This is a genomic window from Gramella jeungdoensis (genome assembly GCF_023805255.1).
GTDB classification, from domain to species: Bacteria; Bacteroidota; Bacteroidia; order Flavobacteriales; family Flavobacteriaceae; genus Christiangramia; species Christiangramia jeungdoensis.
This window is the reverse complement of sequence record NZ_JAMSCK010000002.1, coordinates 384,174-410,674: the sequence shown is the minus strand read 5'-3', so window position 1 is coordinate 410,674 and position 26,501 is coordinate 384,174. Positions and strand designations below refer to the sequence as shown.

Sequence of the window (26,501 nt, the reverse complement as noted above, 5' to 3'; positions counted from 1 at the left end):
AATTTGTGCAACCAAATTAAAACTCGGAATAGGGTCATTCATCATTAGTCATCAATTCATCACCAATAATAAAGAGGCTGGATAAAAAGTAATTCCAGACGTCATTGCGAGCAAAGCGAAGTAATCTGCCTTTTGGTTACCATCATGAGATTGCTTCGTGCCTCGCAATGACAGGCACAAGACTTTTTAGACAGCCTCTTGTTATGACAAACCCGGTATCACTTAATCCAGAAGGCCAATAAGAGTTTGGGGACTGCTTACCACCAGGAATACAAAAAAGCATAATAGAAGGGCAACCAGCAACATGAGAATATTCTTCTGTCTTTTAAGACGGGGAGCCTCTTTTGCAAGCTGATTTTCAAATTTCTCTGCCTTGATAAATTTTTTCACACCCATGTTCAGGGCCTCCTCCCCCTTCCTGGTAATGATCCATTCTCCCCTGGAGTTAAGCCTTACAAGATAATATCGCTGCAATTCCCTGAATATCCTTTTATCGGTTTCAGCTTCCAGGGCAGGAAGCAGACTGGTCTTTCTGAAATGCAGCAGCATTTGGGTGAGCTTCTGGTCGTTCACGGTTTAAATTTTGGTTGGCCTACCAAATATAACAATACTGTTAAAAATTTAACGTTTTATGGCGGGAATTTTCTGAGGTCAACCTGGAAATGATAATTGATGATTAGCAAAAAAGAATTTTTGAGAATCTGTCACGTATGGGAAATTAACTATTACCACTAGAAATGTAAAAAAGCTTTTATTCCACTTCAAAGTTCCAAAGTTGTCCTTCAGCTATCCCGCCATTCCCATCTTTAGCGTTTACTTTCCAATAATAGGTATTTGGAGGTAGTGAACTGATAATAATTGAATAACCTTCTAAATTTTGTTCTTTTATATCAGGATTTTCCGAAGTCCCCAGATAAAGATCAAAAGTTAAACTATCATCATCCAGGTCCGTACAATCCCAAGATAGTTCTATATCATTATCACTTATTTTCGTGCCATTCTCCGGCGAAATGAGTTCCGGAGAACCCGGAAGATGATTCGTTTCAGCCTCTCCATCTGTTGACAGAGTGCGTACTTCAGAAAATTCACTTACATTACCTTTAATGTCCTTTGCCCTAACCCGCCAGTAATAATTCTCAAAAGAATTCAACTCCACTTCTGTACTCTGGCCAGAAATAGATTTTTCCATATATAAATCTGAAAACTGCTGATCTGTGCCAATTTCAATCTCATACTGTATCGCATCATCTTCAGGATCTGAAGATATATTCCATTCAAAGTTTAATACCTCATCTGTACACAACAGGTTATTCACAGGAGAAATTAATGTGGGGCTTGTAGGTGGCAAATTTGATTCTTCTTCAACAACGGTATCATCTTCTGTCGAAGACGGGCTACAAGATATTAACAAAGATGCGATGATGGTATAGGTCAATTTTACTCTCATTTCTTTATAAACTTAATTGTTTCATTCACCCCGCCTTTTAATTTTATAAAATAAATTCCAGGATTTAAATGCTCAAAATTTAATTCAATGGCGTTTGAATTAGGCATAATGGTATAATTTTCTAGCGACTGGCCAGAACTTGAGTTAATTTCTATTTTTAATTTTGTCGAAACCTCTTGAGGCAGCACCAAATTAAGAATATTCTCTACGGGATTAGGATAGGCTATAATTTTATTGTCTGCTTTAACTTGAAATTCTAAAGTTCCCTCACAGGCCTTACTAGAGATTATTTCTAAAACACCAGACTGCTTTATTCCCAGATCAAATTCATTGGAGTAATATACACCTAACACTTGATTATTTAATTTAACAGTATAGGGTGCTAATCCGTTGCTCATTATTACCGAAAATTTATTCTCTTTACTATTTCTTTCCTGAACTGCAGAAATCTCCCCCTGAAGACTTACCCCATCATCGATAGTAAATTCATAGCATTGGTAATACTGAAATTCATTCCCGAATTTTACACAGATATTATATACTCCAGGACTTAAACTCCCTAAGCTTAATTCGTTATCAAATTCAATCTCCTGACCATCAAATACTGCCAGGTAACTCCCAGTCTCATTAGCCTTAATTTGAAGTTTTCCATTATTTTTACCCGCACAACTTTCGGCAAATACCTGAAGGCTGAATAAATTATAATTCACCACCTCTTGTTCTTCAGACTCATTGGAAGTCTCATCGGGAAGACTGGTTAATTCACCAAAAGCCAGTGAATATAACTCTTGCCCATATCTATCTGTGTGTGCAATTAAATAAAGAACATTCCCTGCTGAAGTTAAATTCCAGATTTTAAATTCGGAATCCGGAACACTACCATTTACCTTAAAATCTAATCTTTCTGTAGTAGCTTTTCCGGCTTGATGGAACCATAACTCATGTGCCCGGAGATTATCTGCAAAAAATAGTTTTTCATCAAAACATTCAATCCCCTCCAAAGTGCTTTTAAGGTTATTTGATTCAACACTCACTTTTTCAACTTCTCCCTGATCATCCAATCTCCATAGTTCGACTCCCGAATAGGGACTAATAGTTTCGATCGCGAAATACAGGCTATTCCCACAAACCTTCAACCAATTTATTTCCGGAGTGCTATTTTCATGATCATCCCCGTTATAAACCAAAACCGTCCCTTCTGCCGTACCATCTGTCTTATAAATAGAATGCTTCAAAGTGTTGGGGTGTCTCTGAACAAAATAAATATAATCACCTTTATTTGCCCAGTACCTGGCGTGGGTATCGAAATAGTTTGGAAAGGACATTAGAAGGGATGTTCCTTCTGCGGTTCCATCTGAAGTTACCAAGTCATTATGATGTTCATTTCGACCATTATCATAGTCTGCAGCCATAATAATCTTATCGTTAACAGCTCTCATTAAACGAATATCTTGCAGGTTAATTATTTTAGATGTGCTCGCAGTTGTCCCCTCAGTCTTCCATAAACCCGGCCCACTTTCGTCTTTTGCCTTAAAGTAGACGGTTTGCCCCACATTGACCATTTGGCTTGGAAAAGAATTTAAAGAGCCACTATTGATATTTTTTACCATTCTGGTGGTTTCCTCAGTCCCTTCAGTTATCCACAATTCCAATCCGTGCTCACCATCATCTGCCGGAAAAAACAACTTACCATCTACCGCTTTAAAGTTATTATAGAAATACTCTTCATATACGCTGTTCTCCTGCCCGGGATTTATATCTTTAACCATTACCGTCCCGCCTTGAGTGCCATCAGTTTTCCAGAGTTCTATACCAGAACCTTCAGATAAACCATTAAAGTATAATTCATTATTCATCTTTTCGAATTCAATCTTTTCTGATTGGCGCTGGTAATATGAAGATCGAACTTTATCAATCTTCCTCAGGTTTTCCTTAGAACCGTTAGTTAAAAACAAATGATTTGAAGCGGAAAAATACAAGTTGTTATTTATTGATTCAAAACCAATTGGAAAGCCTGGATATCTGGAGTTAAGATCTTTAAACAGGGAAGATTTACCTGTTACAGGATCATATCTAAAAAGTTCATTTCCATATTTTTCGGTTTTTGTAACATAGTAAAATTTAGATTCAAAACCTACTACCTCTATGTTTACATCAGAGTAATTCCAGGGTACTATCTCTTCACTAATTCTTTCAGGTTGTGAATGGCTCTGGTCTATTTCGTATAAACTAAATTCTGGTTCCCCACTGGCTTGTGCAACAAAAAATAATCTATCATCAACTTTATAAAATTGTGGAAGCCAGGTGCCTAATGAACCAGGGCTTAAGTCCTTTACTAAACTTGTACCTTCTGCTGTGCCATCAGTTTGCCATAACTCATCTCCATGTATGTTATCACTACCGGTAAAATAAATTTTTCCGTTAAATTCAATTAAATCGACACCCATGTAGCCTGAGTAAGGTAAGCCAGACCCCGAACCTTCGTAGATATCTTTTACCAATTGTGTGCCTTCTTCCGAGCCGTCAGTTTTCCATAATTCGGTACCGTGGAGGCCATCATCAGCCTTGAAATAAAATCCTTCATTCAATACCACTCCCTGAAGTTTATGTGTAGCATTATCTCTCTGGTTTATGGTCTTCAACTCATACGTACCATCACTAGTACCGTCACTTTTAAATAATTGAAAATAATTGTTAGCACCCTTACCCATGAAATATAGCTCGTTATTAAAAACATACAAAGGAGATTCCAAAACCCCATTCCCATTCTGACCTATATCTTTTAGCATTTCAGTCCCTTCGCCAGTTCCATCACTATACCAAATTTCTCTTCCTAATTCTACGGTATTAGCAGTGAAGAAAATTTTCTCCCGGAAAATCTTAAAATTACTAGGATTCGAGCCACCATTTTCAGAATTCAGATCAATGACAAGTTGCGTACCATTAGCGGTACCATCTGTGACCCAAAGTTTGTATCCAGTATTTTGAAAATTTCCGCTGAAATAGATTTTGCCATTATACTCCAACCACTCAAGTATTTGCATATCTTCAACGAGTAAAGTAGTACCCTCTTCACTCCCATCAGTTATGTATAAATTATTTGAAGAGGAAAAGTTAGGACTCCCTGTGAAAAGCAATTTATTGTTTAAAATACCATGATTCTTCTGATGGCCATTACGATTGCCTTCAAAAATATCTACCACCATTCTTGTACCTTCAACGGTACCGTCTGAAAAAAACAATTCCCGACCGTATACGGGATCTTGAGCCGAAAAGTAAAACCCTGTGTCAGTCATCACAAAATCATTCGGAGTACTGCTATTAGCCAAATTGGTTTCTAATAATATTGCATTTTGGGAAAAGAGATAAAATGGGAGAAAATAAATAAGATAAAAGTAATATTTCATAACATACTAAAAATGAGTTTGGGTGTTATTACTCCTGCAGAAGTTTAATTCAGGATAAATATAAATAAATGTTAAGATTTTCTAAATAAAAAATGAAATATTCACCCTCAAAATTAAATTACGGTTGAGAATAAAAATAAAATCACAGCCTAATAAAACTTAAATAGCTCAGGTTATATTTATTGTGGATTTTTTATCTCCAGCCGTTCCTCTTCAGGCATATCGGTATACTAAAGTTTTTCATAGGCGGTGAGTGCAGCGCCACCATCGGCGATATTTTCCATTTCTGAAAATGTCGCGTCCAGTTTTTCTTATTAAAGGCAAAGCAAATATCCGGATGAAGTTTTTACCTTAAATTTGGCGCTACTAAATACATGATGAAAAGAACTTTAGTAAGATATAGAAATACTGCTTTTGGAAGGTTTGTTTATCGCAATCAAAAGTACGCTCCCGTTCTTTTTTTTATGGGTGGTTTTATTTTTGATACGTTGACATTAGGCCGAATAGATCGTGTTTATGATACGGTGGTACTTTGCTCGCATATGAGCTTATTGTCCATAACGCTTTATTTGTATAATACCGTGGATGAAGACAAGTGGGAAGGTACTTTTATCGAACGTTATTCCGAATATCTTCCGCTAGCCATACAGTTCTTCTTTGGCGCACTTTCAAGTGCTTTTGTCATCTACTTTTTCAGAAGTGTGTCCATGTCAAAAACCTTGTTTTTTTTCATACTGCTGGTGCTGCTCTTATTTGCAAACGAGTTTCTTAAAAGGAAAATCTCCAATAAATACCTTCAGTTCAGTATTTATTTTTTTATAAGTTTCACCTTTTTCGCCTTTATGATTCCCACGCTGATCAAGGAAATGAATACCTTTATTTTTATCATTTCGGGGCTTATAAGTTTGGGGTGTACGCTGGCACTCATCACATTTATTTACAGTTCAAGCCCGGGCACAAGAGCTCAGATAAGTCTAAAAAAACTGATCAGTCTTATCCTTTCTATCTATATAACGATCAATGTTTTTTACTATTTCAATCTTATTCCACCAGTGCCGCTAGCTATGGATAATGGTTTGGTGGCTCATGATGTGCGAAAAATAAATAACGAATACATCGTTACTTACGAGAGGAATCCATGGTATGTATTCTGGCGTAAACATCACGTCACTTTTCATCGCCAGGCAGATGAAAGAGTTTATGTGTTCACTTCTGTTTTTGCACCTACCGATCTAAAAAAGTCCATTTTTCACAGGTGGAAATGGTACAATCCTGAAACCGGGGAATGGGAAGTTACCGATGATATTGATTTTGAAGTTGCCGGTGGGCGTGATCGTGGTTTCCGTGGATATACCTATAAAAATAACCTTAAGGAAGGCCAATGGAAAGTTGAAGTGATTACGGAAGAGGAACTAATACTTGGTATTGTGGATTTTGAGATTAAAAACACTGCTGAACCTAATAAAAGAGGAATGGTAAAGAAATCATTTTAACAACTGTTTCCTCAATTTATCGGGGTTTTTCCAGCCGTTGAGTTAAAATACATGTTAACTTAAGTAATTAATACAGATCATTTCAATTCTATCTTATCAAGTAGCAGTTTGAAATTCTGTTCTTTTTTGTTGCCGATAAGAAATGTAACCTGGGTCATGGATTTTCCATCAAAATTTGGTTTGTCCAGGTTTCTGCCGCGGTAGGTGGGATACATATCCTCAAAATCGATCTCGACCTCTTCCCATTCTCCGGAAGTATCAAATTCGGCTGCATAAGAGTAATACTCCTTAGAATCAGCCTTTAACCTGAACTGGTATTTTTTGCCATCACCTTTAAGCCGTATCACTACTTTGGAATAATCGGAAGTCTCTATCTTCCTGAAGTTATAATCTACAGAGGAAAAACCTCCGTTATTCGCCAGGGAAACCTCACCTTGAAAAGCAGCATGTCCTTCCTCGTTTAAACTGAAATGCCCTGAGGATCGCCCGCCCATCACCACATCATCTACCACCCTCCAGTTGCTAAGATCTGAGTTCTTACCGAAGTCGAAGAGCATTAGGGATGAGCTGGCAGAAAACAAGATGATCATGATTAAAAGGTATTTCATTGTTTTATTTTTTTAGAAAGCAATCCTGATAATTTAAGCAATATAATCCTGGGATGGAAGGATTAATTTTTTGTGTCAGTGCTCTTTAACCAGTTCCAGGAGGTGTTCGTAGATCATTACCATGGCGAGGGTATCCAGTTCACAACATTTGAGAAGTGATTTTTCGAAAATCTTGCTTCTCGATTCTAAACCAGTTAATTATTTCTTCACCTATTTCAGGATTCAACTTTTCACCTTGTAAAACATTTACCTTTCCTATTCCGCATTCATGGTCTTTGTCGTGGTAAGTAGAAAAAACAGGTGTTTTACTATTTTCATCCGTTGGATATAACAATACTGCCTTAAATGATTTCCAGTAATCATTATAAACATACATCTGCCTAAGATCCTGAGTGGAAGGCTTGGAATTCCTTATGTTTTTCCATTTAGTATCTATAATGAAAATATCCTCATTAAGCTTTACTACTATATCTGGCCTAATAGTTATTCCCTGCCAGAATTTCTTAGATTTTTGGCCGTAGACATCCAGATTAGGATGGTTCTTAGCTTCATTTTTTAATCTTGCCAAAACATATTCTTCCCATAAGGAATTCATATCGAAAAGAAGTGCCAGCATCTTTTCATCTCCGGATGAAATATTTGGGGCATACTGAAGAATTATAAATTTAGCAATTTCAAGAGCTGTATTATAAGGCGCTGTTTTCCTGTTATTTTTTAACCTTGAAAAAGTAGATCTATCAATATAGCATTTGCTGACATCAGGGAAATCTAATTGAACAGATTTACATTTCGAATATAAATAGGTGCCTTTAGAGAAATGTTCTATTATTTCCAGAGCAAAAGAGAGGATCTGATGAATTAAATGATCTTTCTCATACACCTGATGGGTTGTATAAAATCGTTCTTTATGAATTAGATTTTTTTGGATATGCCCTGAAAATTCCAGTTTACCTTTCAAGGCTTTCACATTGCCGGTTTGTTTGTAATATTGTTTAATTAGGCCTTGCCGAATAAGAAGCTCTACTTCTCTCAAATACCATTCAAAATAGATATCCAGCAAATGGATATTTTGTTTTGAAACATTAGCCTGTCCTATTTTTTGAACCTTTAATTTTTTTGTGGCTTTTAACATGTCGATTAAGACACCCTGCCATAAATCCTTATTCTCTTCATGAGAATCTATTTTGGGCAGAATCTCGATTGTTAAACCATCTACCTGGACTACGCCTACATAATTTTTAAACTTTAAACCATTGTAGCGAAGATCAAAATAACAATCATCATGAATGGCATTTAAGTTGGAAAAAGCTTTTAAATGATGTTTTTTAAAAGCCCCTCCTATTGGAAGAAACTGATGTTCAAAAACCTGTATGCGATTAGTTTTCTTCATCAACATTATTTAGAAGAGCATTAATTGCAGCTTCGATATCTTCTACGGGCTTGAGTTTAAAAGATGAAGTAAGTTCTGGTTCTTCCACATTATTAAATCTTGCAAATTTCACCCTGGCATCATCCTGTTCTATAAAACCTTCCCCCAGTATAAGAGCAATTTTTTCGTAATCATGATAAAAGTACTCCTGAAGAAGAGGGATTATTTTATTTTCAAAAGCAAGTTTTAAAGCCTCTGTATCGCCAGAATTAATTTTTATGAAATATGAATGTCCAATCGCATGGTCCCTATCTAACAAAGCTTCTATCCGCTCATTTATTGTGATTAATACCTGGCTCAAATTAAATCCATCAAATTCTATATTTTTTAATAGATCGGGTATTGGCATCACTTCTTCAAATACAAACCTTCTTCTCAATGCCGTATCCAAAGCTTCAACGCTACGGTCTGCAGTGTTCATGGTGCCAAAAATATATAGGTTTGGAGGAACGCCCAGTTCATTTTTTGAATAAGGTAGTTTTGCTCTTAATTCATTCTCCTCTCCTAATCTTTTATCTTTTTCGATTAGCGTAATAAGTTCGCCAAAAATGGCAGATACATTACCTCTATTAATCTCATCAATAAAAATGGCATAATCATTACCTCTATCGGCATCTGCCTTTAGGCATAGCTTTTTAAATATACCATCCTGAATTTCATAAGAAACTTCATTTTCCTGATCTTCAAGTTTTGGCTTAATACCTTCAATAAAATCTTCATAACTAAAAGATTGATGAAAAGTGACAAACTCATAATTCTTAATTAATTTATCCGGATTAGGATGATAATTTTTCACTTCCTCTAATATCGAAAAAGCTTCAGGGTAAAATTGTTCCAATAAATCTTCTTTTACCTCCCAAAATGACTCTTTATCTTTAAAGAAAATGGGATTAGGACTTCTTTCTGCTACATTTACATATTCACATTCAGGATCGGTGAAATGTTGCAAATTCCCCCAAATAATCGGTCTGACTCGTTTACTATTGGAAAGCTTTTCTTTAATAATTAATAACTCATGAGAATGAATATCATTAACCTTTGACTTCTTTATATCCAATAATACAATAGCGATCACCTGCCACCAGGTTAACTCGGAAACAAGATTTTCCAGATATTGAGTTCTAGTGAGAGAAGATTCGCGAACTGTAAAATCATCGAAATACTCATTTTGAAGTTTAAAAGTTTTGCCTGTTCCTGGAGGGCCATACAAAATAGAATTTAAAGGAAGGGCTACATCCTTTCTTTCATTGAGCGAATGGCTTTTGGTTTCAAAAACATCCTTCATAAAATCTTGATTTAAAAATTTGCGATAGGGAGTTTTCCTATTCTTATCCAGTTCAGTTTGCAACCCCAATAAAATATCATTTTCAAAACCATTTATATCCTTTACTTTATTAAAAAACATCCTTTCCTCTCCATGGTAATTATAGAATGAACCAGAATTATCATTTAATTTTTTATTGGATATAAATTCAAATTGAGTTTCTCCATTTTCTTTATGGATTAAAAACGAATACCTATTGCCAATGATAAAAACTAAGCGATTTCTCTCCGGCCTTACATTAAAACTGATTCTTTCATCATTTTGATCGAGCTGATTTTTATATTTAAACTCTTTCAGGATTTTAAGGTACTTTTCAACTTTTATAGAATCGAGTTTTCTTTTAATTTGTTCATATATACCAACCTGACCTGCATTCCCAAATTCTTTTAGTGCATCGAACTCTTCTTTATCAGCCGAAAAGTTTGTTCCCTGGTTCCCTGCCTTAAAATCTTTAAATTCTGGTAACAACTTGATATCCGACCAGTAAATAGGGTTCTCCAAAAAGTTATCAGTAATTACTATTCTCACTCTAGTCTCCTGGGAAGGTTTGTCATCTCTATAGTAGTATTTTCTTTCTTCATTATTTTCATACATTAAAGACGGCTCGGAACGAATCTCTCCTAAGGCCAGACATTTTGCGTCTGATCCCGTAACCCATATAATAGCTTTATCGCCCGGTTGGATTTTATCTTTATGAGCTGCAACTTTCCAAGAATGAACTGCATCTGCCTTTAAAGCACTTTCTAAATCAAATATTGCTGGATTACATTGAAATATCCAATAGTTTGTGGAATTGTATTTTTCTTCGGGCTCATTAACCAAATTTTCAAATGAAAGGTTCTTATATGTATCAATTAATTCATCTAAATCTGATTCGAATTTTTCAATATCCAAACTATGATCTAGATCAAACGCAGACTTCATTAATGATTCACCATATCGCCTAGGTTTTTTATTTAAATTCTTTTGAAAATATTCATTTATAGTCTCGGCATCCTCCACTCCCCATCTAAAACTAGAACTATTGGTCTCACTTCTTCCATAAGTAAGAATTAAGAGATTTTCTTCTTTATAATAAAGTACGCCTGGGTATATTCCATCCATAACCTTATTTGGAGGCTTCAAAAATGCTATCCAGGGTATTTTGGCCTGATTACCTACACCGAAACTAACTTTAATTTTTAAACCTCTGTAAGAATTTGGATATTGACTAGTTGTAAGTGAATCAGTTTTAGCTTGTTCTAAAAACTGATAAACTAAATCTTTAATAAATGGTTTTCTTTCAATTAAGAATCCATGATTCCTTAAAATTTCAAATGCTTTTGTCTTTTCACCACCCTTGAATGATGATCTATCCAACTCATAGCCATTAGCAAATTTATTAGCTAAGCTTATAACCAACTTTGGTGGATAACGCTTATCATTAAAAATAACATCATAAGTGGAAGATTGTGCACCGTTTTTAATGCCTTCTTCGTCAATAAAAGAAAATGCTTCCAAAATATTTTCTTTGGAAATATTGGTTGGTATCATATATAGTTTTTAAGGTAACCGAAGGGGTCAACCTGAAATTAATTCAAATCAAAAAGGTTATCATTAAAGAAATCTTTCAGGCTAATTTCCAATGCCTTACAAATTTTCTCAATATTCTTAATCGAAATATTCCTTTTACCATTCTCTACACCTGTCAAGTAAGTTCTATCAATATCGGCTTTTAGAGCAAGCTTCTCTTGAGAAAGCCCTAAATCGTTTCTTAGGTGAAGAATTCGTTTACCAACCTTTAACTGAGCAGTCATTAAACAAATTTGCATTAACGAAGACTATAAGTCAACGGACTTTAAGTCACAATTAAAATAAAACGGTTACGCCTATTTAAAAAAGATTAATTTTTCTATAAATTTCTAATTGTAAAACAACCAACTTTAGATGAGTAAGATAATTTTTGGCAATCCATATGACATAAAAGAAGGCACGATTTATAATAATCGCTATGAACTTATCGAAGCCGGTTTACATCGATCTACTGTGAGAGGTATAGATGGGAATGCTTCTGATGGTGCTGCTGCAATAGTAATGTCAGGTGGCTATGAAGATGACTATGATTTAGGTGAGGAAATACTCTATACTGGTGAAGGAGGAAATGATCCCTCCAGTGGGAAACAAGTGGCTCATCAATCATGGAATTCGCCGGGTAATGCTGGACTACTTAAGAGTATGAAAGCTCAATATCCAATTAGAGTTATAAGAGGCTGGAAACATAACTCAAAATTTTCACCAAAAGAAGGTTATAAATTTGATGGTCTATTTTATGTTACCCATGCGGAAATCGTTACGGGTAAAAGTGGATATAAAATTTGTCGCTTTACTTTAAATAAAATTGGATCGGAAATTCAAACTCCCGAAAAAATTCAAATAGGGAATTTAGTATTACTAAAATCTCCTGGCAAACCTGAGAAATGGTTTGCAATTGGTGTAGAAGCTGAAACTGCTCAATCAATTAGTGCAGAAAGTAAGATGTCCCAATTACTTCTTGGTAAAAAACTTCATGACACAATTAATTTTGGACCTGGATTTGAAATATTGGAAATACGGAGATACTTAGCAACTTGATAATCTAAATCAAAATAAAAGTTTGCCTTTTTGAATATCCAGTCGAATTTACCGGTTTATTCCTTCAAAGAATTTAATAATATTTTTAGCTTTACCAATCGTATAAATCAGGCATCCCTACTCCCTGTTTCCTCCATATTATTAGTTTTTGTGAAGGGTTATACTCAATTTAATTAATAAAATTTTTAACCTATAAATCAATTATTACAGATGGCTAAATATTTGGATACCTCCCAGATTTCTAGTGAATTAATGCAATTATTAAAAGAGGCTAAAGAAAAAATCATCTTAGTTACATATTCACTTCAAGTGAATAATCAGATTCAAGAAAGATTAAAAACCAAAAGTAAATTAGGAACTCTTTCCGAGATCACCATTATTTATGGAAATACAAAATTAAAGGAAAAGGAGCTAGAATGGATGGAAGAGATTGATGACCTGAGAGTTTTCCAAAAGAAAAACTTGCATGCTAAATGCTATATCAATGAAAATAAAGCCATCATTTCCTCTATGAATCTCTATGATTATAGTCAAACATCAAATATTGAAATGGGGTTTCTTATAGACAGAGAAAAAGATAAAGATGCATATGAAAGTATGATGGAAGATATTGCAGATTTAAAGATCAATGGAGATAGAAAAAAAATTGGTGAACTTGAAGAAAAGGAGGATATAAAAGTCGCTAATCCAAATTCTACATCAGAAATTCAGAAAACTCCCCAATTAACATATCCACAACAAACCCAAAAGTTTTTACTGGAATATTTCCGAAAGGAATTTTCTCTCAAGATTAAAGAGAAATCCGAAAACATTTTATCAGATCAGCAAATTTTAGAAATCGTAAAAAGCGAACATCTTTCTGAAAATCAACTTAGAAATATTCTTAGAAATCAGAAAAAAGTAGATCAGCTAGCTGCACCTATTTTTGATCAGATGAATCTTGCTTTGGACTTTACATATGGAGAGATTTTAGATACCAGATATCAGAATGGACAATTCAGTTATGATCAAGTAAAAATGAAGGTTATCGGTGAAGATTACACAAGATGGTATGACACAAAACAAGAGCTCCCCAGAAAAAATCAAATAGTCGCCGTTCTATTAAATAAAAACTGGTTTAACCAATACATACTTCTAGAAAAGACAGAATATATTTTAAATGAAAAAGACCCTAAAACAATTATGGACTATTCCAATTCAGTCTATAAGTCAACCAAAGAATTATCTGAAATAACATCTATTAGTAGTAGAGAAATTAATTCAATTCTGGTAAATAAAAATCTTATGGAAAAGGAAGGAAATGATTGGTACGCCACCCCAAAAGGTAATCGATTTGGGGCTCTGCAGAAAGAGGGAAAGTTTGGAAAATTTATATTATGGCCAGAAGAAATTATAGTTCAACTAGGATTAATGGAAGTTAACTAATTATCGGACCATATCCTAAAAACAATAAATTACTAACCCCTTAATTCTAAATAAGAGGGTTTTGTATTCAACTCTGAAACAAAATTTAACCTATCCCAATTTACAATTCTGAACTTATCTCTCCATAAACCGGCTTAATAAAATGCCCGTTTAAAAAGTTAGCGGTTTCGATCTCACCTTGAAGGACCACTCCTTTGGCGGAGCTTTCGAGTAACAACATAGCAGACTGCAACAAGGGAGCCGCGGTGGTGGTTTGAATGGCACGCAGGCTGTGATTGCCTATCTGCTGGGGCAGGATCTTTTTAGACACTTCCAGTTTACGCATGGTGCCCTTATCATCCTTTCCCTCTACCGAGGCATACAAAATGATCTGGTCTTCCTCTATATGAGGGATCATCTCTTCCATCTTTTGCTGTAATTCATCTATTATATGCAGGCTGTGCCCTATGAGTGAAAGCTGCTCATCCACCCAGGCATAGTGCCCGGGGAACCTCAGCGTCTTATAGTCAAGCTTCCTCACTTTATGGCTCAGGCTCTGGGGCAGGTCGGCCGCGCCACCCGAGGTGAGATCTTCTTCATAGGTCATCCCGTCTATGATGATGCGGTTTCTTTCGGAAAGCGAAGGCAAAGTCCGCTCCTTATAGTCACGTATCACCGCAGCCTCTTTCAGGTATTCGGTAGCTACCCCCACCGGGCTCCAGGTAAATCCATAATAATACGGGGCCACGGCATGCCTGGTTAGCGCTCCTACCTTAAGCGCGATGGAATCTGCTTTCTCCACATTAAATCTTTTACAGAAGGTCTGGAAAAGGTGATTCCCCAGCACATCTATATAACCGGGTGCAAGGCCGGTTTGTAATAAGAAACCCGTACCGGCATCTGCAGCCAGGTTCTTTATGGTTTCGGTTTCGGAGACATACTCGGTGAGATTGGCATAATGCAAATGGAAATCTTTTGCCAGCTGAGCCATCCTGGGAGCCTGACTTCCGGGAAGACAGTCAAGCAGGATATCTGCACTCTCCAGGGCTTCCCTAACTCTAACCGGGATCTCATCTTCGGGCAACTCAAAACACTCCACCTGGATTCCCCTGGAAGATCCTTTCTGGATCCAGTGGGCCATCTTCTGGGCGTTATCCAGGCTTCGGTTAAGGATAAAAAGATTCGGCACCACGCCGCTTAATTCCGCGAGCATGAGTCCGGCGGCCCGGGCGATCCCCCCGGCACCGGCGATGATGATGTTATACTGGCTGTTCATACTTAAAGTTAAGTATTTTTTTAATGAAATTTATCAATAGGAACTTGCTCCCTTTCTTTTTCATTGATAGAAAAAGAAATAGAATGAAATAGGCATATTCTTCCATCTCTTTGAAAACATTCTATAGATAATACTTGATTGAGATGTTCTTATTTGTTCATTTTTTTGCTTGTCCAAAAAAACGAACCAAAAAAAGGACACTTTTTTGTAGGTGTTTCCAATTTTGCCACCGCAAAATTAGAACCGTACTTCCCCGGCTAAATTTTTTCCAGGGCTTCAAAAATTCTTAACGCCGGGGAAGCACTACACTTGCAAAAAAGATAGGTTGATTAACCAGGTTTTGAAGTAAAATGGCTTTTGAGCTAATCTTAATGGAACTGAAAAAATCAGAGCTTCACTTTCCTTTAAAATAGGGCATACCGAAAATTTAAACCAGAATTTAAAGTGAAAGCAGCGTAAAATTTTAGGCTGTTTGCGTCCGCCCAAAGCAGACGAGTTCCTAAAATTTAGCTGCTGAGCGAAAAATTCAGTTAAATTTTCGTAAGCCTAGACGTTTTTGTTTCTCCCGAGCGAAGTCGAGGGATCCGGCGATGGGAAAAAGAAAAGGAATGGAACAGAGGAAGATCTCTCGCCCCTTCGTCAGGCTCAGGGCGTTCGAGATGACTTTTTAAAGAGCAATAAATTGAAGTTCCTGGTCATTTCGACTCCGAGGATTCGGGGGAGAAATCTGGATTAGGATTATTCGTAGAAGGCTATAAAACATAAAGCTTTTATCCCTTTCTTTTTCCATTGATGAAAAAGAAATAAAATTATAGTTTCCGGTCATTTCGACCGCAGGGAGAAATCTAGATTAAAATTATTGCCAGAAAAGAAGGACGATGGAAATAGATCTCTCGCCCCTTCGTCAGGCTCAGGACGCTCGAGATGACTTTTTAAAGAGCAATAAATTGAAGTTCCTGGTCATTTCGACTCCGAGGATTCGGGGGAGAAATCTGGATTAGGATTATTCGTAGAAGGCTATAAAACATAAAGCTTTTATCCCTTTCTTTTTCCATTGATGAAAAAGAAATAAAATTATAGTTCCTGGTCATTTCGACCGTAGGGAGAAATCTAGATTAAAATTATTGCCAGAAAAGAAGGAGTATGGAAATAGATCTCTCGCCCCTTCGCCAGGCTCAGGACGCTCGAGATGACTTTCAAACAGCAATTCATTTTTAACGGATTTATAGCCTGTGGGTCCCGAAGTCGAAACTGAGGACGTTTTTTTTCGGCTGAAAACCTATAAGTCGGGACAAGACCTCAACAGCTCTAAACAAAAACATAAAGTAGCTTTCTTTACTAAATCTTAGTTTTTTTATAACACCAAAATAAGAGGGAAATACCTAGCTTGCTGTTAATGAGATCCCGTGAGATAATGAAGATTTCGGGATCATAAACCTAAAAAAACAAAAGCTATGAAAGTATTATTTGTGCTTACTTCCCATGACAAACTGGGAGATACAGGAAACAAAACAGGATTCTGGATAGAAGAATTCGCCAGTCCGTATTATAAATTACTGGATAAAGGCGTGGATATCACGGTGGCGACTCCCAAGGGAGGAAAAGCACCTATAGATCCAAACTCTGATACCGAAGATAACCAGACCGAGGCTACCAGGCGCTTTCATAAGGATGAGGCTACGCAAAAAGTGATCAATAACACTAAAGTACTGTCTGATATGAAGGCTGAAGATTTTGACGCGGTGTTCTACCCCGGAGGTCACGGTCCGCTTTGGGATCTTTCCCAGGACAGGGATTCCATCAGCCTGATTGAAAGTTTTAATGCGGCGAATAAACCTATTGGCTTTGTGTGCCATGCTCCGGCAGCATTAAAAAATGTAAAAACCAGCAATGGAGAGCCTCTGGTAAAAGGCAAAAAAGTGACCGGTTTTACCAATAGCGAAGAAGAAGCCGTACAGTTGACCGAGGTTGTGCCTTTCCTTGTGGAGGATATGCTAAAGGAAAACGGCGGAATCTATTCCAAAGCCGGTGACTGGGAAGAACATGTGCTGGTAGACGGGAACCTGGTAACGGGACAGAACCCGGCGTCTTCAGGCCTGGCTGCAGAAAAACTGTTAGGGATGCTTAAATAAAATGTTTTATCTCTTTCTTTTTCCGGCGATGGGAAAAAGAAAAGGAATGGAACAGAGATATACTCACCAGGTTTTGAATACACTCTATCGAGATAAAGAGGTTTTAGGATAGTTCATTTTTTTGCCTGTCCAAAAAAACGAACCAAAAAAAGGACACTTTTTTGTAGGTGTTTCCAATTTTGCCCCTGCAAAATCGGAACCGTTCTTCCCCGGCTAAATTTTTTCCAGGGCTTCAAAAATTCTTAACGCCGGAGAAGCACTACACTTGCAAAAAAGATAGGTTGATTAACCAGGTTTTGAAGTAAAATGACTTTTGAGCTGATCTTAATGGAACTGAAAAAATCAGAGCTTCACTTTCCTTTAAAATAGGGCATATCGAAAATTTAAACCAGAATTTAAAGTGAAAGCAGCATAAAATTTTAGGCTGTTTGAGTCCGCCCAAAGCGGATGAGTTCCTAAAATTTAGCTGCTGAGCGAAAAATTCATTTAAATTTTCGTAAGCCTAGACCTTTTTGTTTCTCCCGACCGAAGTCGAGGGATCCGGCGATGGGAAAAAGAAAAGGAATGGAACAGAGGAAGATCTCTCGCCCCTTCGTCAGGCTCAGGACGTTCGAGATGACTTTCAAATATTAACTAAATAAATTCTGAAGTTTCCTTTCATTTCGACCGCAGGGAAAAAATCAAATTAGAAATCAAAAAAACCTCTGCATCCGGAAGATAAAGAGGGTTTTTCATTTAAAGCATTTTCCCTATTCCACCTTATCCAGTTTAATCGACCTGATCTTTAAGGGCTGGTGTATCTTCAGCATATTCGGTTCATTTCGCTTTACCAGGTTACTTATAGCAAACCCGTTGCTGTCTGCTCTAAAATCAAGCAGGATCTCATCATACTGGTCGTTCACCACAAATGCCCTGTTATACCCACCTGTATTGAACATCACATGGTGGTTGGGGTAATCGCCGGGTTCCAGTTGGATCTGCAACCTGTATCTCTGGTTCGTTTCCGGCCGGAATTGTAGTTTCATGTACTCAAGGTTCGAAAAACCATTACGGTTATCATGAACAAAAATGGGATGTATCTCATAGGAACCATCCGATCTGTAAAATCCAAATAAGGATTTTACATGCAGGTCTTTGTCGCTTAATTTTGGAGCATCCAGGTTCCAGGATTCATTGGGTTTTAGCATCACCAGTTTACCGCGATCAACCTTCGTGATAGGTAAATTGGCAATTTCCTTCGCATTCATGTTCTTTAGCTGAGCTTCGCTGAGTTTAAGATTTTTCAGCTGGGTCGTCTTAATTTTGGATGGCTTCTTTATCTGAGCCAGACCGGTGTAGCCTATGCATAGCATAAAGGCAAGCAGGATAACATTTTTCATAAGGTATAAGTTTTTGTGATTCAAGGGATTAACAAGTTAACGAAAAGAATGAAGGCATACTATTTTCTTGCTAAAAATTAATTTCCTCATACTGTTCGGTTTAGGCACTCGGAGCAGGTCCCGGTAGCCCTATAGTCCAGGTAAGTATCGGGACCGAAATCATTTCCCGAGCTTCCGGGATTGAAAATCAAAACCAACTAATTCCGCTATTTCTTTAAGCCTTAGGTACAATTCACATAAGAAAGGATTAAATTTAAAACACTAAAAACCAGATAAATGAAAAGTATTCATCTTCTTGTATGGACGGGTATGCTTGTGCTTGCAATTTCTTCAGCTACAGCCCAAAACCCAGGAAAATTTATCCAGCAATTGATACCCCCTTTCCCGGAACATCTCATTCCGGAAGAACCAAAAGGCAGGGTATTGGGTCCCGGCTTGTTTAATCATATTCGCCCGGTTAGAGAAGCCTACCATTCAGGCTCAACAACCTTCGCCGGCCACACCCCTGAAGGTGAGCTTTACCTGCGAAATGAAGGAGAAGACGAAATAAAAATTATTGCACAGCCAGAGCCGGGATGGCGCTGGGATATAGCTGATGCCTTATGGTCTCCTAGGGGAAAACAACTATTGGTAAGGCAGGTGAACGACCAGGAGGTGCCCCGAATCCAGCTTACCCAAGCTGACACCTTAATTTACCGACCCTACAGCCGGGCGGGAGAACCGCTTCCAAAATTCCAGTATTATGTAATAACACCGGCTACCAAGACTGTTACGCCTGTTGACCATGGCCTTACTAAACCTTATATACATCCACTTTCCTGGAGTAAAGACGGAAAGGAAATCCGCATCCTTCGAGCTGACCGTCTTATGAAAACGCTGGAACTCCTTCGGGTAGATCCCCGTACCGGGATGGCGGAGACCTGGTTTAAAGACAGTACAGAAAATTACCTGATAGGCCTGGATTTATTGCAGGGGTATACCGGCAGACTTCAAAAGGCAAATTTCTTTTACTTTCTGGACGACCGGGAGCAGTTTATCTACGAGAGTGAGCGTTCAGGGTATTACCAGTTATATCTTTATAATGAAGATGGCGACCTTTTAAGGCCCTTAACTAATTACAAAGAGAATGGACTGGTGAGTCATCTGGTGGAGGTAAACCATGATACTGGCTGGGTTTATTTTATTGCTCAGGGTGATACAAAGGAGCCATACGCAGAGCAGTTGTATAGAACTTCGCTAAATTCAACTTCCATTCAAAAGATAGTGGATGGACCTTACTTTACGGAGATTTTCTTCTCTGAAGCAAAAGACAGCCTGTGGGTATGGCGTAATGACATGGAAAAGTATTCCAAACTTGAAATCTATGATCCTGCGGGAGAAAAACTTTCTTCACACTGGTCAGCCGATATGTCCGCCCTTACCGGGCTAGGTTTCGCACCGGAATTCGAGCAACTTCCTGCCACCGATGCTGAGACTTTTATCGAGACCATGATCTTAAAACCCAAAGATTTTGACTCACATAAAAAATACCCGGTGGTGGAATGGATATATGGTGCGGCACATACCAATGCCATTCACAGGACTGCCCTACATCCCATTAACATTCAGTTACAGAATCTGGCTAACTCGGGTTTTATCGTGGTGATCATTGATGGCCGGGGCACACCCGGTCGGGGAGCGAAATTTAGAAATTTCAGCTATGGTAAATTTGGACAGTTAGAAATTAAGGATCATGTATATGCCCTACAGCAACTCGCATCGAAACATCCCTATATGAATCTCGAACAACTGGGTATATCTGGGCATAGCTGGGGTGGGCATTATGCCTTACGTGCGGTACTGGAGCACCCCGATTTTTACAAAGCGGCACATCTTAGTGCAGCGGCCATAGATCCTGCCAGATTCAGGATAGCCATAGAACCTTATATGGGATGTCTACCCGCCGATTGTCCTGAAGCCTATGAAAGATCGGCCCTTACTCCAAAATTAGGAAGCCTAAAAGCCCCACTTTTAATCCACCACGGCTCAGCAGATGACGATGTGCCTATAACTGATTCGTATCAACTTGTAAAAGCTTTAAAAGAAAGGAATTATAAAAATTTTGAGTTTAAAGAGTTTGAGGGTATGGACCATATCATAATGAGAAACCCGAAGTGGGAGCAGGATATGATTAAATTCTTTAAGAAAGAACTGGGGAAAGCACCGGTTAATGTAGAGAAATGAAAATAAACAACTTCAATGTAATCCCATCTTAGAAAAAAAACCTCAAAATCAAATGATTAAGAGGGTTTCTGTATTCGGAGCGTGTCCCGCTAGCTATCGGGATGAACGCTCACATGCCTTAAACAAAAAAAAGCCCTGAAGATCAGGGCTTTTTTAAGTACTCGGAGCGGGACTTGAACCCAAAAATATTAGAGCTGGACTGAACTCAATAAGCCAAGGCTGACAACCTGTATTTTCAACACATAACGCAGCTTAAGTGTACCAAAGGTAGTTGAATAGAATTGAATTAAATTGATCTAGATAGATTTATTGCGTACAATTTGCGTACATGTTTTACATACTATATGTTTGTCATTCTTAAAACTTAAAGTATGGCCACCATTTACTTCCTTTATCGCTCTTCCCGTGAACAAGCTCCCTTAACTGTACGCTTACAAGATCACGATAGTAACAACAAAAAATTTCAGTTTCAGGCTAAAACGGAACTTGAAGTATCCAAGCGATACTGGAACACAACCAGACATAAGAAGCGTAATGTAGATGCAGTGGACAAAAGTAAAATAGCTGAGGTTAATACTGAACTTTCGAAATTAGAGAACTATCTTCTAACCAATTATAAGACCCAAAAGCCTGAACCTCATCAAAAGGATTGGCTTAAACGAATCTTGGAAGAGTATTACAATCCAGAGACTGAAGAAGCTATTACAAGCGATCTAATAACAGATTGGATTCAAAACATTATAGACAATGCTAATACCCGAGAGAATGCAACAGGAAGTCTTGGAATATCTAAGAGCAGGATCAAGTCCTACCAGACTCTTATGAACATCTTTAAACAATACCAAGGTCGTAAAAAATATAAAGTTAAGGATGTGGATATCAAGTTTGGAAAAAAATTTCTGTACTGGTTAATTAATTCACAGCACTATTCAGAAGGATATGCTAAAAAAAGAATTGATGATCTAAAAACGGTTTGCGCAGAGGCTGAGATCAACGATGTAGAGGTTAGCCGCCAACTAAAAAAAGTTAAGGGAGGAAAGACCAAAAATGATTATATCATATACCTAACACCCGAGGAACTAAATAAAATCGAGAAAACGGAACTAAAGTCTGAATCTCTGAGGAATGTCAGGAAATGGCTTCTGCTAGGTTGTTCGATTGGTCAAAGAGGAGGCGACCTTTTAAAGCTGACAGAAGAAAACTTCATTACTCGCAATGGTTACGAAGTTATAGAATTGAAACAGCAAAAAACTGGCAAGAATGTTACCATCCCTGTATTACCTAAAACTAAAGAAATTTTTCAGCAGGGATTGCCTTACAAAATAGCTATTCAGAATTTCAATAATGAACTTAAAATCCTCTGTAAGGTTGTAGGTATTGATTCACCGACTAAAGGAGCTAAAATAGCTATGCTAAATGCCAAAGGTGAAATTATCGAAAAGGATGAAAAAGGAAAGTATAAGGAGAAGGGTTATAAAAGAAAAATTACAGGAGTTTACCCTAAATATGATTTGATAACCTCTCATGTCTGCCGTAGAACCTTTGCAACCAATCAATATGGTATAATACCTACACCTCTACTTATGCAAATAACAGCACACAGTACAGAAAAAATGTTTCTTGGTTACATTGGGAAATCAGCTATGGATTATGCTCAACAATTTGCTGATTTACATGCTAAGCTAGAAAGCTTATAGAAGCATAAAATGTTACTATTTTTCACTTTACTTCATGTCATGTCTTATTTATATGACGGAAAAGTAGTTTCAATAAGATACCACCACATCGAATTTTGCATTATTAAAATTAATATACAATGCAAATGGATGCTATTCTACTTAACGGAATTAAACCAGAAGACTTAAAAGAAGAAATTTTACAAGGAGTAAAGGATTACCTACAAGAGGTACTTTCCGAAAAAACGGAAAAAGAAACCTCAGGATTATTAACTCGCCAAGAAACCGCCAACTTTTTCAGCATCGACCTGAGCACTCTTCATAATTGGACCAATCAAGGTAAGCTTCAGTCGTACGGTATTGGGAATAGGAAATATTACAAACTAAGCGAAATTGAAGGGGCTCTCATAAAGCTTTAATAAGGGATATCCATGGGAGTCAATTTTAAAAATAAGAGGTTTTTATATATCCCGATTACCCCATTTATAGAATTGACTGATTTGATTATGTTATTCTTTCCCTATCTGATCTCCTTGTATTCAGAACATAACTTATCCTCCTGATTGAGATTATTATGAACTACTGAGCGCTGTGCTTGAAGGTCTAAACTAGAAAGCCTTGTTTAGTTATCAAGGCAGCAATAATGCAATAATCCTAACTATAATCAAAAAAATATTAGAAAACCTATTGACAGCGCCCTAGCGATAGGTTTATTTTTATGCCCTAAAATTAAATAATTCAATAATAATCTAAAACCTATTTATGGTAACATACGATTTAGCAATTCACCTGAATAATTTAAGAATGTTAAGCGATTATAATAAAAGCGGATATACAACTTTTGAAATTTTTATGGATGCCGTTGATAAAGGAGTGGTTCGACATTTAATTGATGATTTTAACCCTAGGAAAATAAAAAAAGATTGGAAAGAAAGTGAAGCGAGAAATAATTTTTTGGAAGGCCCATCAGATGAATTATTACAAAATCTTAAGGAAATACCGTCCTTAGATAATATAGAACAATATATAAATAGGATAGAATACGAAATAGATCAAATCTTAGAATTTTTCCCAGACTATCCTCAAAATTTTAAACTTGAGGAACTCGAAGATATTGTAATAGAGAGATTTCCTGCTTTAAACGGTTTTATTAGGGCAAATCATGAAATGATTGATAAGTATATAAGAATAATGACTTATTATCCTCCATATAAATTCTTCGAAGCAATTAATGATTATGATTTACATACAGAAGAGGATCCTAAGGCCGAACATACATTAAATAAATATTATCCTCAAATTTTTCAAAACCCCGATGCTTTTGGCTTTTTTCAAAGACTACAGGAAAATATCGAAACGCCCCAAGCAGATTATAGCTGTATTTTATACCGAATGCAAAAAGATAAACGAATCCGGGAGAATATTTCAAAGAAATATTTTGCTGTTTTCCTTAATGAGAATTTTGAAGTGGAGTACTACAGATTACTTAGTGACACTAGGAATAAAAAAGCTAAGTTCAATAAAACTTATGATCTAATCGAAGAAGTCTACTTCAATCAAGAATAAGTATATCATTTTTACTACAGGCTTGTTGTTTAAATAAGATACTTCGCACTTCATATTTGTGATATAACATTTAAAAATTATATCATGAAAACTTTTAAAATTACTGGTATTAATCCAGAACAATCAAAAGACCTTAAGGTAGTATCTCTTCCTAAATTAAGAAGGCTTTTGAGAAAATTAGCGTCTGCAACTGAAGATCATCTTAACAGGAACAATCAGCACAATTCAGATGGGTTTGGGAAAGATCCATTAGATTCGGAAGAACTACTGATGACAAGCTATGTAGCAGAGGGTAGAATACAGTCTGCCTCATACGCACCGCTAGAAGATTTAATTGAAGACCTGCATCCATAATTATGTGGGTCACTCATCCTCAAAAAAAGGCCTTTGTAAGCCTTCCAGATCAACTTTACGATTGCTTAAAGGATGAAGTAAGTAAACGGCCAGATATCAGTATGGATCTGGCTGTTTACCTATTGCACCTTATTCTTCATCCATATAAGAACATGGAAAGGGAGGATAATTATATCAATCTATGCTCTACCCTTCTTAGAAAGCTCGATTACCGACCATATAAATGTCAAGACCATCTCAAATTTTTAAGACGCTCCGGGTTTCTAACAATGAGCGAGTATTCGAACATGCCAGACAACAAAGGAAAATGTCGTGGATATAAAATCTCTGAAAACTTTTTAAAAGACTCTTAATTATGAATTACACCCTAACAGAACCAGGTTTATTAAAAAAAATCGCTAAAAAAGACCAAGAAAGGAGACTGGTTGCTCAGCACCGAACTGAGCATCTTTCAAAATGGTTAAAGCAGAATGATTTTCTTATGAATAAGGAAGCGGCATTAGGTTATCTTGATGGTAGTTATAAGGATAACTCAAAGTCTTATCATAAGAGATTGGATTTTATACTGAATTTTGAAAATTATTTGATTAAGTACTCTAGAGAAGGTGATGATGATAGATTCCACTCCATATTTACTAGAATGCCCTCAGATTTGAAACAGTTCGTGCGATTCGGTGATAAAAAAATAGTTGAGGTTGATATCACCAATTCGCAACCTCTATTTCTAGTCTTGCTACTTGAGGAGATTAGATCAATCCACCAAGACCATATTCAATCAAGCCTCTCTTTCAAAGAATTGAAAAAGAGAATCAAGCATACACTAAGTAGCTATATCAATAACAGTAATAAAGATAGCTATTATAATATTAGTAAGTATAAGATAGATACTAATAGGTTATCTAATAATATATCTACTATCTTGTCAAAAAGCCTCGAAACCCTTGATTTTACTGATGTTTTACTGTTTAAAAAATTAGTGATTGAAGGTGTTATTTACGAGCATATAGAGAAGGTATTATTGGAAAGTAATGCAGTTTGGAAAAAGGATGAGCAATACTTCACAAAACTGTATAATAAAGGGAAAGGTATACAAGAAGAGAATAGCTTTTCCACACCTAGGAAATGTGTTAAAACAGTAATGTTAAATGCCCTATATAGCCCTCCAAACACAAAAGGCCTAAAAGCCATAAATGACCTTAAAAAAGAGTTCCCTAGCCTCTTCACCATAATAGATGCCATTAAGGGCAAACAAAGCACTGATTTCCCTATTTATCTACAAAGAATGGAGGCTAAGTTTATATTGGACATATGCTCAAAAAGGATTCACAAGCAGAATCCTAAATTATTACTTATATCAAGACATGATAGTCTTTCTACTACAGAGAAGCATTCAAAACACCTGCAATGTATAATGCAGGAAATGTTGAAAAACTATTTAGAATTCCCTGTTAAACTTAAGAGAGAGGCTTGGTAAATTATCTCAATCGGCGCAGGTTAAGGTATGTTATGAAGTATATGTAATCATTGCATATTAATTTGCCAATTTAATTTTCAATAGTTGTTTCAAAAATTTGATCGCACCCCTTTACCAGTCTAACTTTATAGCATTTTCAGAAAAACTGTCAATATCATTAATCATTAAAATGAAACAAATCAATAAAAAATTGACTCAAACCTATTGACATCCCTTCTACGATGGTATAGTTTTGTCGAAGTTTAAAAATTATAAGGATGAAAGATATACAGTCTACTCAATTGAAGTTCTCAGAAGTAATGAATTATATAGCAGAATATCTGCGGATGAATGATCTTGTAATTGTTCCTAAAGGTAAAGCTGAAGCCGAAAGATTGAAGGAGCAGTGTTTACGCAGAAAATGGCTTACTTATAAGGAGATAGCTGATTCCAATATTTGGGGTGATATAGGTAAGGCAGCGGTAAAAAGGAGAATCACTAAATATCTAAAAACTGGTGAAATTGAATCACACGAAATAAATAGAAGTAAGATACCCCACAAAATTAGTCGCCGAGCATGGGAAAGAATCGGTAAAAACTATGGAACTCTTTAACCTTCAAACTAAAAATCTACTAGAAGAATATGTGAAATGAACTAATATTAAACAGACAGTAAGGAATTTATATCGCAGGAAGTAAAGTTATGGCTTTTGATAAAGG

At 36.6% G+C, this 26,501-nt stretch carries 21 protein-coding genes; 12 read left to right on the top strand and 9 right to left on the bottom strand.

Annotated elements, in window-relative coordinates:
• Positions 1 to 222: 222 nt before the first annotated feature.
• The 3 genes from NE848_RS05960 to NE848_RS05950 form a co-directional block, all read right to left on the bottom strand.
• Entirely contained in the window at positions 223 to 573 is a 351-nt protein-coding gene (locus tag NE848_RS05960; RefSeq protein ID WP_252111434.1) for a hypothetical protein, read from the bottom strand.
• 178 nt (positions 574 to 751) lie between these two features.
• On the bottom strand, positions 752 to 1,447 hold the full coding sequence (locus NE848_RS05955; RefSeq protein WP_252111431.1) for a glycoside hydrolase family 78 protein: 696 nt from the start codon (positions 1,445 to 1,447) through the stop codon (positions 752 to 754).
• The gene (locus NE848_RS05950; protein WP_252111429.1) at positions 1,444 to 4,854 is read right to left on the bottom strand and encodes a T9SS type A sorting domain-containing protein; all 3,411 of its coding nucleotides are present in this window, start codon (positions 4,852 to 4,854) and stop codon (positions 1,444 to 1,446) included. Before NE848_RS05950 ends, NE848_RS05955 begins: the two co-directional genes overlap by 4 nt.
• 377 nt (positions 4,855 to 5,231) lie before the next feature.
• On the opposite strand from NE848_RS05950, the gene NE848_RS05945 reads away from it, so the two are divergent.
• Positions 5,232 to 6,347: a DUF2914 domain-containing protein gene (locus NE848_RS05945; RefSeq protein WP_252111426.1), complete on the top strand. Its 1,116-nt coding sequence runs from the start codon at positions 5,232 to 5,234 to the stop codon at positions 6,345 to 6,347.
• A gap of 77 nt (positions 6,348 to 6,424) precedes the next feature.
• On the opposite strand, the gene NE848_RS05940 is transcribed toward NE848_RS05945, so the two are convergent.
• The 4 genes from NE848_RS05940 to NE848_RS05925 form a co-directional block, all read right to left on the bottom strand.
• Positions 6,425 to 6,955: a CIA30 family protein gene (locus NE848_RS05940; RefSeq protein ID WP_252111424.1), complete on the bottom strand. Its 531-nt coding sequence runs from the start codon at positions 6,953 to 6,955 to the stop codon at positions 6,425 to 6,427.
• Positions 6,956 to 7,094: 139 nt separating this feature from the next.
• Positions 7,095 to 8,345: an McrC family protein gene (locus NE848_RS05935; protein ID WP_252111422.1), complete on the bottom strand. Its 1,251-nt coding sequence runs from the start codon at positions 8,343 to 8,345 to the stop codon at positions 7,095 to 7,097.
• Positions 8,332 to 11,241 carry an MrcB family domain-containing protein gene (locus tag NE848_RS05930; protein ID WP_252111420.1) on the bottom strand — a complete coding sequence of 970 codons (2,910 nt, stop codon included), beginning with the start codon at positions 11,239 to 11,241 and terminating at the stop codon, positions 8,332 to 8,334. The genes NE848_RS05935 and NE848_RS05930 overlap by 14 nt, the downstream gene beginning before the upstream one ends.
• A 38-nt stretch (positions 11,242 to 11,279) precedes the next feature.
• Positions 11,280 to 11,504: a helix-turn-helix domain-containing protein gene (locus tag NE848_RS05925; protein WP_252111418.1), complete on the bottom strand. Its 225-nt coding sequence runs from the start codon at positions 11,502 to 11,504 to the stop codon at positions 11,280 to 11,282.
• Between the two features lie 130 nt (positions 11,505 to 11,634).
• Here NE848_RS05925 and NE848_RS05920 point away from each other — a divergent pair, with 130 nt between their 5' ends.
• A complete protein-coding gene (locus NE848_RS05920; RefSeq protein ID WP_252111416.1) occupies positions 11,635 to 12,318 on the top strand; it encodes a YDG/SRA domain-containing protein in 684 nt (227 codons plus the stop codon).
• A gap of 210 nt (positions 12,319 to 12,528) precedes the next feature.
• The gene (locus NE848_RS05915; protein WP_252111414.1) at positions 12,529 to 13,743 is read left to right on the top strand and encodes a phospholipase D-like domain-containing protein; all 1,215 of its coding nucleotides are present in this window, start codon (positions 12,529 to 12,531) and stop codon (positions 13,741 to 13,743) included.
• A gap of 100 nt (positions 13,744 to 13,843) precedes the next feature.
• Here NE848_RS05915 and NE848_RS05910 read toward each other — a convergent pair whose 3' ends face one another.
• Positions 13,844 to 14,998 carry a saccharopine dehydrogenase family protein gene (locus NE848_RS05910; protein WP_252111412.1) on the bottom strand — a complete coding sequence of 385 codons (1,155 nt, stop codon included), beginning with the start codon at positions 14,996 to 14,998 and terminating at the stop codon, positions 13,844 to 13,846.
• A gap of 1,454 nt (positions 14,999 to 16,452) precedes the next feature.
• Between NE848_RS05910 and NE848_RS05905 the strand changes: the two genes are divergently transcribed.
• Positions 16,453 to 17,130, top strand: coding sequence for a type 1 glutamine amidotransferase domain-containing protein (locus NE848_RS05905; RefSeq protein WP_252111410.1), 678 nt, complete (start codon positions 16,453 to 16,455; stop codon positions 17,128 to 17,130).
• A 749-nt stretch (positions 17,131 to 17,879) separates the two neighbouring features.
• Here the strand turns inward: NE848_RS05905 and NE848_RS05900 are convergent.
• Entirely contained in the window at positions 17,880 to 18,509 is a 630-nt protein-coding gene (locus NE848_RS05900; RefSeq protein WP_252111408.1) for a hypothetical protein, read from the bottom strand.
• A gap of 276 nt (positions 18,510 to 18,785) precedes the next feature.
• Here NE848_RS05900 and NE848_RS05895 point away from each other — a divergent pair, with 276 nt between their 5' ends.
• The 8 genes from NE848_RS05895 (at position 18,786) to NE848_RS05860 (ending at position 26,395) form a co-directional block, all read left to right on the top strand.
• Positions 18,786 to 20,732: a S9 family peptidase gene (locus NE848_RS05895; RefSeq protein WP_252111406.1), complete on the top strand. Its 1,947-nt coding sequence runs from the start codon at positions 18,786 to 18,788 to the stop codon at positions 20,730 to 20,732.
• 371 nt (positions 20,733 to 21,103) lie between these two features.
• On the top strand, positions 21,104 to 22,429 hold the full coding sequence (locus tag NE848_RS05890) for a phage integrase SAM-like domain-containing protein (RefSeq protein WP_252111403.1): 1,326 nt from the start codon (positions 21,104 to 21,106) through the stop codon (positions 22,427 to 22,429).
• Between the two features lie 125 nt (positions 22,430 to 22,554).
• On the top strand, positions 22,555 to 22,827 hold the full coding sequence (locus tag NE848_RS05885; protein WP_252111401.1) for a helix-turn-helix domain-containing protein: 273 nt from the start codon (positions 22,555 to 22,557) through the stop codon (positions 22,825 to 22,827).
• Between the two features lie 343 nt (positions 22,828 to 23,170).
• A complete protein-coding gene (locus NE848_RS05880) occupies positions 23,171 to 23,974 on the top strand; it encodes a hypothetical protein (protein ID WP_252111399.1) in 804 nt (267 codons plus the stop codon).
• Between the two features lie 84 nt (positions 23,975 to 24,058).
• Positions 24,059 to 24,328, top strand: a complete 270-nt coding sequence (locus tag NE848_RS05875; RefSeq protein WP_252111397.1) for a hypothetical protein — start codon at positions 24,059 to 24,061, stop codon at positions 24,326 to 24,328.
• 2 nt (positions 24,329 to 24,330) lie between these two features.
• Positions 24,331 to 24,681, top strand: a complete 351-nt coding sequence (locus NE848_RS05870; RefSeq protein WP_252111395.1) for a hypothetical protein — start codon at positions 24,331 to 24,333, stop codon at positions 24,679 to 24,681.
• A 2-nt stretch (positions 24,682 to 24,683) separates the two neighbouring features.
• A complete protein-coding gene (locus NE848_RS05865) occupies positions 24,684 to 25,802 on the top strand; it encodes a hypothetical protein (protein WP_252111394.1) in 1,119 nt (372 codons plus the stop codon).
• A 257-nt stretch (positions 25,803 to 26,059) separates the two neighbouring features.
• Entirely contained in the window at positions 26,060 to 26,395 is a 336-nt protein-coding gene (locus NE848_RS05860) for a hypothetical protein (protein WP_252111393.1), read from the top strand.
• The last annotated feature ends 106 nt before the right edge of the window (positions 26,396 to 26,501 follow it).